Below are 13,671 nucleotides of genomic sequence, written 5' to 3'. Positions count from 1 at the left end.
GAACAGAACAAACAGGACGGTAATTCTTAGGAAACGTTAGATCAAATCTATAACAAACTATTCTAAAATCAAAATTTAACTTTCTTTATTTCAGCTTAATATTCGTAAAATCAATGGCAGTATAATCTTTGTGAAATTGTGTATTCCCGTTAATCAAACTGAAACTTTCGACAGGGTCTAATTTTCTGAAATGAAGCCGGACAATTCGATCTGATTCCTCAATAACAAAAGAACCGGTTTTTACCCCCGAAATATCTGTTAAAGTAAGCCTGTGGTTTCCATAAGCTATGTAGAATGAACCGTCATTACCAGGGCTGCTGAAATAGAGACTTTCCCCGGCTTTCAGCCTGAGTGTAATTATGGTTGCTGAATTCGTTATTTCAACACTTACAAATGAAAGAGCATCATTTTTACTTTTATCCATATTTAGCTGATTCCGGTAATATACTCCGGCAGAGAATAGTTTCGGAGGTTTTGCCGGTTCAACTTTAATTATGGAATAAATTGTGTCGATCCGGTGTTGCACAAATTTGCGGTCACGTAAATTTTCTAATGCAATAATTTTAAGATATTGGTTTTGTGCCTGTGCATATTGTTTTTTATCAAATAATTCATTGGCAATACTAATCAGGGTATCTGACCTGAGGATCTGATAACTGAAATTGTATTTTCTCAGAATGGCAGTGTTTTTTTTCAGACCATCCTCAAGAGAGTCGTAAATGCTAATAAGTTCGGTGTATTTAGATTCGGCTAATAATGTATTAAATTGCCTTATTATGGTGGACACATCGGGCTTAGAAGGAACCGGTGGGGTAGGAGGAAGAGGATCAGGGTCCGATCTGAAAATGAAGTATAGTAGAATACTGACAATCACAAGACCTGCACCGATCATTGGTTTTATATATCCCTTTTTCCTTTTTTCAAGCGTTGTAATTTCCATGGTTCGGATCGCATGCGTCTGCATCTTTTGCGATCCGGAATTTTTTTGAAGGAAAGCCTGCAACAGGGTTATAATCTCAGATGCATGTTGAAACCGGCTGGCCGCCTTCTTTTCAAGGCACCGCCTGATTATTGTCCTGTATGGTTCCGGAATCTGCTCTGAATGTTCAACCGGATCACTTACGATCGATTGAATCAAGGTCATAGGGCTATCAGCCTGACTATGGCTGAAAGGCAATTTCTGCAGAAAAAGCTCATAGAGAATTATACCAAAGGCCCATAAATCGACATTGGTGCTGATCCTTTTTTCAATACCGTATTTCTCAGGGTAAAACTGTTCCGGGGCCATGTAATCCACTTTTCCAAGAAGCTGGGTGGACTTATTCTGATTATTTGCTTCCTGTGATAAATCAATTTTTTTTGAGATTCCGAAATCTGCAATTTTAGGAATCCATATATCACCGTCACGATACATTAGAATGTTCTCGGGACTTAAATCGCGATGAATCAGTTTCTTGTCTTCATGAAGGTATTCAAGTCCCCTGAGTATCCCTGTTAAGACCTGTGCAAAGGCTTTTTCAGTTGGCTGTGATTGAATGAAGTCACGAAGATTTCCTCCGTTTGCATATTCCAGGATACCTACCTGAATGTAGGAATAACCTCCGGTATGTTCAAAACGTACCACATAGGCGTCATGGATACGAATGATGTTTGGATGGGAGTACCTGCGGGTATCTTTCATTTCATGCAGCACATCATATTTTCCCTGGTCACCCTTGCTGTAAAACTTGAGTGCTACATATTCCTGGAATTGTTTGTCAAAGGCTTTATATACCTGCGCAAAACCTCCTTCTCCCAGCAGATCTTTGTCTGTATATTGATATCTTGCCCTGAAATCGGTTTCAGAAATGAAAATTTCGTTAATGTTGCTCATAGGGTTGGTTTTGGGCTCGAAACCAATTAATTCGCAACAAGATACGAAAAATGATCGGGATTCAAATAAAAAAGGGTTTGAATTTCTTCAAACCCTTTGTGGGAACTGATGGATTCGAACCATCGACCCTCTGCTTGTAAGGCAGATGCTCTGAACCAACTGAGCTAAGCTCCCTTTATTATTCCCTTTCATTAAGGAGGTGCAAATATAAACCGCATTTTCAAATTGACAAAATTATTTTTGAAATTTTGTTTTATTCTTTGTAACCAGCTATTGCAGATTTGATTCATAGATGATCGTCATGCTTTATGAACTACCGGAATGGTGAAATAAAACGCTGATCCCTTGCCCGGCTCGGATTCTACCCATATTTCACCTCCGTGATTTTCAACAATCCTTTTGCATATTGACAGCCCGATGCCGGTGCCTTCATATTCCTCCCTTGGCATAAGCCTTTTAAAAATCTGGAATATCCGTTCAAAATACTGCGGCTCAATCCCGATTCCTTCATCTCTCACCGAGAATACATATCTTGTTTTTTCGGAGCGTGATTCAACGTAAATCCTGGGACTGCTTTTACTGAACTTGATTCCGTTGGAAATCAGATTCTGAAAGAGCTGGATCATCTGGTTACGATCAGCTTTAACATGGGGAAGTCGATTCACCTGTATATCGCAGTTTTTCTCTTTAATTACAAGAGCCAGATTAGCCATTACCGTCTTAATCGTATCATTCAAATCCACATCGGCCAATGAAATTTCTTTCCTGCTAATCCTGGAGTAAGCCAGCAACCCGTTTATAAGGTCATACATGCGCTTTGCTCCTTCAACAGCAAATTCAATATACTCTTTTGCCCTGTCATCGAGCTTGTCACCGTAATTACGTGCAAGCAACTGCGTAAAACTGGAAACCATCCTTAATGGTTCCTGCAAATCATGAGAGGTGATGTAGGCAAAGTTTTCAAGTTCCTTATTTGATCGAAGCAGATCTTCATTAAGTTTTGAAATCAGCCGTTCGGTTCCTTCCTTTAGGTCCGTAATGTCAAAATTAACTCCTGTTAAACCGGATATATTCCCTTCCTCATCTTTGTGTATAAGAGCTTTTGAACTGATATATTTTACTTTTCCGTTAACAGGTTTTGTCCTGAATATAACCTCAAATGGAGCGCCGTTTTTTACCGTTTCACTTATTGCTTTTCTCACATGACCGATATCCTCTTCATGTACCAGTTTCTCAAAGTAACTGTGTTTCTTTTCATAAGCGCCGGGTATTAGGCCGAACATTTTTTCAGACCGCTCATCCCATATCACATCATTGGTTTTCAGATTCCATTCCCATAGCCCGATATTGGCGTTTTCAAGCGCCATTTCAAGCTTCAGCCTTGATTTTTCAAGCTCATATTCTGCATTCTTTTTGTCTGTAATATCCTGCGTAATACCGAAACCTGCTACAAGGTTTCCTTTTTCATCAAATTCAAGAAAAGCTTTTTCCCGGACCCATTTTACATTTCCATTCACCACAATGCGATGTTCAATATCGTAGTCTTCGCCCAACATGGCAAATCTCCATTTCCGGTCGACATATTCTCGATCTTCCAGATGAATGATGGCAAGAAAACTTTCATAGGTTTGCGGGCTTCCTTTTTTAGCTCCGAATATCCTGTAATTCTCATCTGACCACACAAGCTCATTTTTCTGCACATCAAGCCTCCAGCTACCTATTTTGCCTACATTCTGCGCTCGTTTGAGGTTTTCCTCACTAATACGCAACGCATTTTCAGCCACCCTCAGGTTAGTTGAATCAAAATAATAACAGATTACACCAAAATTTCCATCAGCTAGTGTCATGCGGTGCAATTCCCATTCGTACGATTCGAGCTGTGCTTCATCCAGGCGGTTACTTACGAACCGGGGCGAATAATAGGATTCCCCTGTATCCAATGTGTGCCGGAAATGTCCGATGATTTCTTCCGCCACCTCGTCAGGCCACAAAATGTGCATGGCCTCATTAAACGGTCGGCCAATTATCGGCCGTACATTGCGGAAGGCACCGTTTTGCGAACTGGCGTTCATGTGGGCAATACGGAATTCCGAGTCAATGACATAAATTCCGAACGGAGCTCTTTCAATCAATTCCGAAAAGGTTTTCTGGCTTTGCTTCAATGCCTCATCAGCCTTTTTCCGTTCTGTAATATCATGGGCGATAACCAGTCCTTTTGTGGGTTTTCCTTGATCTGTAATAATCCTCAAATTCAGAACAGCCCACCTTTCACTGCCATCCTTCATTCGCACCCTGTACTCAACACTTTCATCAATGTCTTCGCCGGCGAGAATCTTGGCTATTCTTTGACGGAATTGTAAAGAACCCTGGTGATCAAGCAATTCAAACGGATTCATGGATAATAGTTCCTCCCTGCTGTATCCGCTGATTTCACACATGGTATCATTGACCGACAAAAACCGAGGCACAGTGAAATCCACAACATATATACCTATAGGGGCATATTTTACAAGCAGATTGGCGCTCATTTCGGTTTGTCTGAGAGCTTCCTCAGCTTTAGTAAGATCGCTGATATCAATATTATCTCTTCTCATCGGGCAGGTCGGGTTAGCATATAAAATTACGACATTTTTGTCAGCCAATCCGGAAATATTATCTTTATACCAGTGTCCAGTAAACATAATCCCCGAATATCTGCCATGAAACCTTTTATTCTGTTCATTAGCCTCTTTTGTGTTTCAATGCTCAATGCACAAAATAATTCAGAAAAACATCCCCAAACCTGGATGCCTGACAACGGAAACGGAACTTTCACCAATCCGCTGTTTTATGATGAATTTTCAGATCCGGATATGATCCGCGTGGGTGATGATTTCTATCTTACCGGTACTACAATGCATACCGTCCCGGGCTTGCCGGTACTCCGATCAAAAGACCTTGTAAACTGGGAATTACTGGGCTATGTTTTTGACAAGTTTACGCTGGGACCTGAATTTAACCTTGAACAGGGCAAAGAAGCATATGGCCAGGGAATCTGGGCGCCCTGCATCCGATATCATAATAATACATTCTATATTTTCAGCAACGTTAATGGTCACGGCATGCAGGTGTTTACTGCCAAAAACCCGGCAGGGCCGTGGGAACACCGGCCGCTGAATTCAGAAATCTATGATCTTTCCGTTTTATTCGATGATGATGGTAAAATATACGCCGTCTATAATTACAATGAAGTACACCTTGTTGAACTGAAGCCCGATTTTTCAGGCACAGTGGAAGGAACCGACCGCATTATCATACCTGCCGGGAATAACATGGGTGAAGGCCATCATATGTACAAGATTCACGGCAAATATTATATAATCAGTGCCAATTATGCCCCTGTTGGGCGCATGCAATGTGCAAGAGCAGATAATCCGTATGGCCCCTTTGAAACCGTTGTAATAAGTGCTGAGGAAACATTGGGTACACAAAGGGGATGGATGACTCAGAATGCCGGCTTTGGCCAATTACCTGAAGCCAGTGCTTCGTTGGGTTTTACCCCTCCCGGAAATAATTACCTGGGCGCAGTTACCCTTCACCAGGGCGGTATTGTGGATTTACCGAACGGCGACTGGTGGGGCTTCTCCATGATGGATTTCCGTTCTGTAGGACGCACTACCTGCATTTCACCGGTAACATGGAAAGAAGGATGGCCTTACTTCGGCCTCGAAGGTAACCCTGGCCGGTCACCCAGAACATGGACCAAACCCAATGTGGCCGCTCATTCTGAACAGGTTGCGCCATATGAGCGGAACGATGATTTTTCAGGTCCCGGTTTATCCAATGTGTGGCAATGGAACCATAATCCTGTCGATAGTAAATGGGAATTGAATAAGAAAAAAGAAAGTCTGCGCTTTTATACATTGCCTGCCAAAGACTTCATATGGGCGAGAAATACGCTTACACAAAGGGGCATAGGTCCGATATCCATTGCTACGACCCGACTCGATGCTTCGGCACTTAAAACCGGTGATTATGCCGGTATTGCTATCCTGAATATTCCCTATGCTACTCTGGGCATTGAGAGGACGCAAAACGGTTTTGTGCTTAAGTTTTATGACCAGAGTACGAACAAGACAATAGAAAACGCCGTGAGCACAGGCTTAATCAGTTTGCGCATCTCAGGCGATTTCGACAATGATTTTGCACAATTCAGTTACAGTACCGGTGAAGACAAATACATTGCCATCGGAGATCCCGTTTGTATGTCATACCAGCTTAAAACGTTCCAGGGATCAAGATACGCCCTGTTTGCCTATAACAGGGAGAACAGGGAAGGCGGATACGCTGACTTCCTTGATTTTAAACTGGAGGAACCCATGGCCGACAGGTCGGCCAATATACCGTTGGGTAAGGTAATCATCCTTACAAACCTGGCTGATAGCAGTCATGTCTGGGCTAATCCGCATGGGATGTTACATTCACAACAAAAAGGATCGAAAGAATTTGAAAGTCAGGGTTGCCGGTTTAGGGTTCATGATCGCGGAAAAGGTAAAGTGGCCCTCGAGGCCATGAATGGCACGGGTTTTCTGACAGTTGTCGGAATAGGAATATCAGCCGACGTCCGCCTGATGAAGCAGGAAACTGAAGCAAGCCTCTTCATGTGGCAGGATATGCTGTATAACCAATGTATGCTCCTGTCGCTCAAAACATACAGGTATGTGGGTATAACACCCGGAACCGGGGAGCCTTATGCAGCCGACAGGCCCGGTGCGCTTCCTGCCCGGAAGGATGGTACCGTGCTGGTGTGGAAAACGGCTGAATAAACGCCGGCAAAACTTTATACCTGTGCGCTTGTTCTTGTAACAAGGCACAGGAGTTCATCATGTTATACCGCAAAATTCTTAAAATAACAGGCATTTTTATTCTTATTTTACTAGGCCTGGTTATACTTATTATCCTTTCCATCAATACATCTCCGGCCCGGAAATTCATTGCAAAAACAATTAACCGGAAACTGGAGAGCCTGGAAAAGCCTGTCACCATTGGTGCAATCAATTCTCTTACATTAGAACATCTGAGCTTTTCAAACATCCTGGTTCATGATAACCGGGATACGATTGCGTTTACCGGACTTGTGGAAATTGACTGGTCATTTCCGGCGTTAATGAAACGGAAAATCACAGTGAAAAACTTAAAAATTCAGGATGTTAAATTAAAACTGTTCCAGTCGGATAAGCAGGAGCCGATGAACCTAGTGAAAGCCTTTGAAGGTAAGGATACGACAAAACAGGATACTGCCGGTAAAGGATCCGGGGCATGGACTTTTAATATCGGCCAGGTCAGTGTTGAAGCCGTTGACGTACAATATAACAGCATTCCTGCAAAAACCTTTGCCCGTCTCAGGTTAAAAGAAGCCGGTATTAATTTTAATAAAATCGATCTTGCCACCAAAGCCCTTGAAATACCACTGATCAAGCTGGTTCAGGCGGATGCTATGCTGTTCACCGGCAATGCTCCTCAAAAAGAAGCCGATACGACTGCTTCGTTTGATTTCCCATGGAATATCCGGGTTGGTGAAATAAACATACAAAACAGCTCGTACAAGGCCGGATCATATCCTGATTCTTCAGGTACAAGTTTTTCTCCGCAGTTTTCGATTACCGGATTTCACTCTAAACTATCCGGCATCATTGTTAAACGTGATCAGGCTGCTTTAACTATTTCTGAAACAGGGTTCAGCCTGGGAAACGGATTTGAATTGCGGAATTTCGATGGTTCTCTCCAATCAGCTATGGATAAAACAAACTTCAATTTTAATGTTGAGTCTCATAATAGTGATATTGACCTTCAGGGAAGCTCGGATACAATCCTCTATGCAATAGCTGAAAAAAATTCAGTCTCCGTCCTGGTCTTAAATGATAGCAGGATATCGCTTAACGACCTTCTTTATTTTAATCCGGAACTAAAGAATGCATCCTGGTTTTCACGCTATGGAATCAATCCGGTCCGCATTGATACAAAAATTGAACGCTATGGCAGTGTCATCCGTTTTGATACTCTTCGGATCTTTCAAACGAACAGCCTCTGGTTGGCTCTGTCTGGCCATATTACGAATATTCAGGATTCGCTGAAATCAAAGGATTTTGATGTGAACCTTCAGAGCAGCCTGGGAAATATAGCACTGAAAGGAAAGGTCAATACGGAGGAACAAACGTTATTTGCCTCAGTATCATTCAGCCGGATAAGAACATCCCCGGTAATTGAGCAGCAGGTTTTACAGGAGGCAAACGGAACATTTGAGGCCGATATCAGGGGTTTCAGCAGCAAAACACTTCAGTCTGTTTTCGACGTGAACCTCGACCATGTTATTTTAAATCATCATTCATACGACAGAATCCGGTTGAACGGCAATATAAATCCCGACACCATCACTGTTTCAACTGAGGTAAATGACGAGGGACTTCAACTGGGCTCGCTGAATCAGGTTAATCGGAATGGGACCGGCATGAAAGTTCAATCATCGGGGAAATTCAGCATTACACCCGTTTTGCTCGGACTGGGAAAAGATTCCATGACAGTGAATTCTGCTTATGCCGCCGGCTTCCGGCAAACTGATGACTCTCTGAATGCCTCTCTGGATTTGAATGAAATAGCCATTACAGCACCCGGAACAGGTACCCATTTGAGCAGTCTGCATTTCGATTTGAAGTCGGATTCAATGGCAACCACCGTGAATGGTAATTCCGATTTTTTTGATATCAGCGGGTATATGGAAAGTCCTGTAAGCAATGCCGGCAGGATAGCTTCAGGACTTTCAGGTTATTTCAGGTCGCTCGCATCCAATTTTTTCCTTGATTCCGCTTTTATACTATCAGGAGCACCGGGCGCAAGACTGGATGCTGATATCAGGTATCACCCGGTTATTGCACTGGTTTTAAAAGATACGGCATTGAGGTTTTCGGATGCTTCAGTACAGGTAGTATCGGATTCAATGAACTCACGTTTTTCAGCAAATGTCACTGTTAATCGCATTAAGGCAGGAAGCGTACTGGTGAATCATTTTCAGACTTCTTTTAATGATTCATCCGGATTGGTTAACCTTCGGACCAGAATTGACAGTATTTCGGCTGAATCAGGTCTGATTTCGGCAATAGAATTTTCAAATAATTCAGATATTTCAACACATAATGGCAAAACCCATCTCATTATTCTGAAAAATCAAAATGAGATTAACACAGAAATTACGCTGGCATCAACCTTAAGACATCCTGAGCTGGTGGTTACATTTCCAACGGGTGAGTTATTGCTGAACGGGTTTGCGTGGCGGACTGATTCCACTGAACAACTGGTATACAATCCGTCAAGTGCTGAATTTCTTCCGAAAATTACCCTGTTTACCGATAGTTCGGAATTGAAGCTGGCCGCTATAGAAGAAAGATCATTGAAGGGTTTTACAGTGAACTTTAACCGCGTTGATCTCATGTCCCTGATTCCTTCCGGTCTTATACCCGGAAATCCATCGGCACGGATCAACGGGCTCGTTGAATACCTGGGAAATAAAGAGAATACCGATGTCAAAGCAGATCTCAACCTTGATCATGCCGGTTGGTCCGACATTCACCTGAACGCAGTAAAAATAAACGGTTTATACAATAGTTCAGGAAATGGGGGTTACAGAATGAATGTGAATGCAAACCTCGATTCGGCAAAATTACATGCCGAAGGACATGGTGATTCTGCATCCGGCAGTGTTCTTTCAGCCGATATTACAAATGTTTCGCTTGACTTACTGAAGCCATTTGTTAAGGAATCGCTCTCCGAATTATCTGGCACAGTGTCAGGAAATATAAAGTCAACATCATCCGGGGGTAAGCAATCGCTTGATGGAATTGTTAAACTTGACAGCGTCAGAGCCCGGGTGGCTGCGTTTAATTCTCTTTTCAGAATACCTGGCGAAAACATATCAATGTCCGGAGGAAAGATCATTTTTGACCGTTTCAAAATCCTTGATTCGCTGAATAATGAGCTGCTGATCAACGGAAACCTGGATATATCGAAACCGGGCGCTGTAAATGCCGATTTGAATATTTCATCACCAAAGCTGCTTGTGATGAATTCAACAAAAGAGGATAACCAGTCATTTTACGGCAGGATTGTCATCGGCACAGGCATAACAGTTACAGGTCCCCTTACATCTCCCAATGTGCAGGGAAAACTGACGCTGAAAAACGGTACTGAAATATTCTATGCAAACCAGCCAAGCTATAAGCTCCAGGATATGAATAAAACGGTTACGTTTATAAATACCGGTTTTCCGGATTCAACCGAAATAAAACAAAATGAGCCATCGGCACAGGCAAACACTGTCATCGGGACCACCGTGGAAATAGACCCTGAAACAATAATTCATTTTTCAATGCCTGATCCGATGTATAATTTAAAAATGGACATCCAGGGAGGAGGCTTACTCAATTATAGCGTTACATCCACTAACCAGGCCGCATTATCCGGTGTTTACAATATAAGCGACGGAAATGCCGATGTGAAAATAAAAGGATGGTCAAACAAAAATTTTAAAATTACCGACGGCAGTTTTATCAGGTGGATCGATCGCATGGACGATCCTGAGATGCAGATCGAAGCGCAAAGTGCCGTCACAGGGAAATATAAAAATCCGGAGGATAAAAGTGACCGGATTGTTGAGTTTAACGTGGTCCTTAAATTAACCAACCGGCTGTCAGCCCTGAACGTACTGTTCACGGTAACTACCGGGGACCAGTACCTGATGAGCGTGATCAATTCAATGAGTCCGGAAGACCAGATGAAGCAGGCCGTGTCGCTGTTGCTGTTCCAGACAATCAATATTCCGGGCATTTATACCTCTTCGAATAACGTTACCGACCAGGTAAACCAGATTGTGGAAAGCCAGCTGAACAAACTGACACAGGCTTCGATTAAGAATGTGGATATTTCACTGGGAGTGAATTCCTATACAACGCCCGGCCAGGGCGGTTCTGAAGAAACACAAACAAGTGTTTCATATAATATAAAAAAGAATGTGTTCAATGACAGGGCCACTGTTGAAGTATCCGGAAGACTCAATGATTACGGCCAACAGGGACGAAATGACAACTCTCTGAGCAATTTTACATTCGAATACAGGCTTGATTCGGCCGGTACCAAAAACCTGCATGTTTACAGGCAAAGATCGTATGAAGACATACTTGAAGGTGAAGTGGACAGAACCGGGATAGGACTGATCTTCAGGAAAACCTACGATTCTATCAGCGATATCTGGCGAAGGAGGAAAGGCAGATGACAGGAAGGCGATTTATAAAATTTGCGGCAGGCGCTTTTCTGCTGGCGGCATGCTCGAACACCCGGTTCCTGGCGGATGATCAGCTTCTGTATACAGGCAGGAAAAAGATAGAAATTCTCAGTCACACAACCAGGAAAAACGAAAAGGAAGCGAAAAGCGAGGCAAAAACCATCACCGCCAACAAGGTAAATAATGCAATTGCAGGAATCAGGATGCTGCCACCGGTTTCGCTCTGGATTTACAATTATGCATGGCCCGGTAAAGAAAGGGGGTTCGGTCACTGGTTCCACGAATATTTCTCAAAGCCGCCGATCCTGATTACGGATGTAAATCCTGAATTACGGGCCGCCAAGATACAGAATGACCTTGTGAATCGCGGATTCTTTCATACTACAGCCAGTGCTTCCATTGATACGGCAAGCTATAACAGGAAAAAAGCGAAAGTATCTTATTCCGTAAACCTTCAGCCGCCATGGTATCTGAATAAAATAAATTATGATACGGTCACACATCCGGTTGATTCGGTTATAAATGCCACGAATATTGCAGAGCTTGTAAAACCCGGGGACCGCTTTGATCTGTCGGCTTTGCAAAGTATAAAAACCAGCATGGCAGAGGCAGCACAGGAAGACGGTTACTTTTTCTTCCGCCCGGAATATATAACCATCAGGGCGGATTCAGGAATCGGAAACAGGAAAATGGATATTTTCCTGGGCAGAAAGGAAAATCTTGATGAGAATTTATTGTCGCGTTACCGCATCAACAGGATAACGCTTCACCTGGTAAAAACCGGTGGAAGGGACAGCGCGCTGACTGACACCTTTCATTATAAAGATATGGTGATTGTATCTCCGGGAAAAGTTCTGAGGCCTACAGTATTATATAATTCCGTTGCATTCCGAAACGGTGATCTGTATTCGATTACCGATTATCGCAAAACGTTGAACCGTTTAAACAACCTGGGCGTATTCAGCCTGGTGAATTTGTATTTTGATGTTCCCGGTAAGGATACTTCTTCACATTTGCTGGATATCCGTATTGAAACACAGGTCCCGAAAAATTTAAGTTTGTCGGTTGAAACCAATCTTGTTACCAAATCCACTGGATTTACCGGGCCCGCGCTTATAGCGGGTGTTCAGCATAAAAATGCCTTCAGGGGTGCTGAGAAAATTGATCTGAAACTTACCGGAAGCATGGAATGGCAGTGGTACCGGAATTACAGGAGTGAACTTGGATCCTATTCCTATGAAGCAGGTGCTACGGGATCTGTTGTTTTTCCCCGGATTATGCTTCCTGGAAAAAAAATTAATGAAGGCAACCTGGTTACTAAAAGTACAACACTTAACGGCGGTATCAGTCTGCTGAACCGTACTGCCTTTTACAGGCTGGGTTCACTCAGGGCAGGACTTTCTTACCAATGGGGCCATACACAAAAAGTACATCATACCTTTTCGCCGTTATACCTTAATTTCGTAAAACTCCTGAAAACCACACCGGCATTTGATTCGGTTGTAAGAAATAACATTTATATCCGGCGTAGTTTTGAACAGCAGTTCATTCTGGGGCCCCGGTACGAGTTCAGTTTCGACAATAAGTCGCCCGAAAAGCCCGGAACCTTTATGTTTATTGGCGGAGTATACACTTCGGGCAACCTGGTCAGTTTATTGGCCCGGAAATCCGGTGAAGAACCCGCAAGGTTATTCAACGCGGTGTATGCCCAGTTTTTTAAGTTTACTGCCGACATCAGGTATTATCTAAATGGCAATAATCAGACGCTTGCATTTCGTCTGTATTCAGGCGTAGGTCTGCCTTATGGAAATTCATCGGTGTTGCCTTATGTAGAACAGTTTTTTAGCGGCGGTGCCTACAGTATCAGGGGATTCCCGGCACGACGGCTCGGTCCGGGCAGTTATCACGATAATACAAGGGGATTCATTGATCAGAGTGGCGATATCCGACTTGAAATGAACGTCGAATACCGTATGAAATTTACAAAAATCATACAGGGAGCGCTGTTCCTTGAAACCGGGAATGTCTGGCTGAGGAATAATGATCCTGCACGGCCGGGTGCGCAGTTCAGGGCCAATACTTTTATGAATCAGCTGGCAGCAGGAACAGGTTTGGGACTGCGTTTCGACCTGGGATTCTTTGTGCTGCGAACGGATCTTGGTCTTCCCCTGAGAACGCCATATACAGTGAATGGCAGCCACCATATCGGTTCATTCCGTGACATAATGAAAAAGAGCGTTTTTAATTTAGCTATTGGTTATCCGTTTTAGTCTGTTAGTCTGTTAGTCTATTAGGCTATTAGGATGTCAGAAAAACTTCTTAAATCAAAAATCGGTGTTCGTTGTTCGATATTTTTTAGCACATTATCACATTATCACATTATCACATTATCACATTATCACATTAGCACATTACCACATTAGCACATTATCACATTAGCACATTATCACATTACCACATTAGCACATTAGCACATTAGCACATTACC

At 43.0% G+C, this 13,671-nt stretch carries 5 protein-coding genes and 1 tRNA gene; 3 read left to right on the top strand and 3 right to left on the bottom strand.

Going from position 1 to position 13,671, the window contains the following annotated elements:
* Positions 1-85 precede the first annotated feature (85 nt).
* The 3 genes from VK179_00915 to VK179_00905 form a co-directional block, all read right to left on the bottom strand.
* The gene (locus VK179_00915) at positions 86-1,873 is read right to left on the bottom strand and encodes a serine/threonine-protein kinase (protein ID HLO57278.1); all 1,788 of its coding nucleotides are present in this window, start codon (positions 1,871-1,873) and stop codon (positions 86-88) included.
* A gap of 99 nt (positions 1,874-1,972) precedes the next feature.
* A tRNA-Val gene (locus VK179_00910) sits at positions 1,973-2,047 on the bottom strand.
* A gap of 125 nt (positions 2,048-2,172) precedes the next feature.
* Positions 2,173-4,467 carry a PAS domain S-box protein gene (locus tag VK179_00905; protein ID HLO57277.1) on the bottom strand — a complete coding sequence of 765 codons (2,295 nt, stop codon included), beginning with the start codon at positions 4,465-4,467 and terminating at the stop codon, positions 2,173-2,175.
* Positions 4,468-4,572: 105 nt separating this feature from the next.
* Between VK179_00905 and VK179_00900 the strand changes: the two genes are divergently transcribed.
* The 3 genes from VK179_00900 to VK179_00890 are packed head-to-tail and all read left to right on the top strand — an operon-like array spanning position 4,573 to position 13,453.
* Positions 4,573-6,678: a glycoside hydrolase 43 family protein gene (locus VK179_00900; protein ID HLO57276.1), complete on the top strand. Its 2,106-nt coding sequence runs from the start codon at positions 4,573-4,575 to the stop codon at positions 6,676-6,678.
* A 59-nt stretch (positions 6,679-6,737) separates the two neighbouring features.
* The gene (locus tag VK179_00895; GenBank protein ID HLO57275.1) at positions 6,738-11,174 is read left to right on the top strand and encodes a hypothetical protein; all 4,437 of its coding nucleotides are present in this window, start codon (positions 6,738-6,740) and stop codon (positions 11,172-11,174) included.
* Entirely contained in the window at positions 11,171-13,453 is a 2,283-nt protein-coding gene (locus tag VK179_00890) for a BamA/TamA family outer membrane protein (protein HLO57274.1), read from the top strand. Before VK179_00895 ends, VK179_00890 begins: the two co-directional genes overlap by 4 nt.
* The last annotated feature ends 218 nt before the right edge of the window (positions 13,454-13,671 follow it).

This window comes from Bacteroidales bacterium (genome assembly GCA_035299085.1).
Classification (GTDB): domain Bacteria; phylum Bacteroidota; class Bacteroidia; order Bacteroidales; family UBA10428; genus UBA5072.
The sequence above is the reverse complement of the archived record's forward strand: the minus strand, read 5'-3'. Positions and strand labels throughout refer to the sequence as shown.

Bases quoted from the DNA above. Each gene is read 5' to 3' on its own strand.
- VK179_00915 (HLO57278.1), bottom strand. From the start codon at position 1,873: ATGAGCAACATTAACGAAATTTTCATTTCTGAAACCGATTTCAGGGCA.
- VK179_00905 (HLO57277.1), bottom strand. From the start codon at position 4,467: ATGAGAAGAGATAATATTGATATCAGCGATCTTACTAAAGCTGAGGAA.
- VK179_00900 (HLO57276.1), top strand. From the start codon at position 4,573: ATGAAACCTTTTATTCTGTTCATTAGCCTCTTTTGTGTTTCAATGCTC.
- VK179_00895 (HLO57275.1), top strand. From the start codon at position 6,738: ATGTTATACCGCAAAATTCTTAAAATAACAGGCATTTTTATTCTTATT.
- VK179_00890 (HLO57274.1), top strand. From the start codon at position 11,171: ATGACAGGAAGGCGATTTATAAAATTTGCGGCAGGCGCTTTTCTGCTG.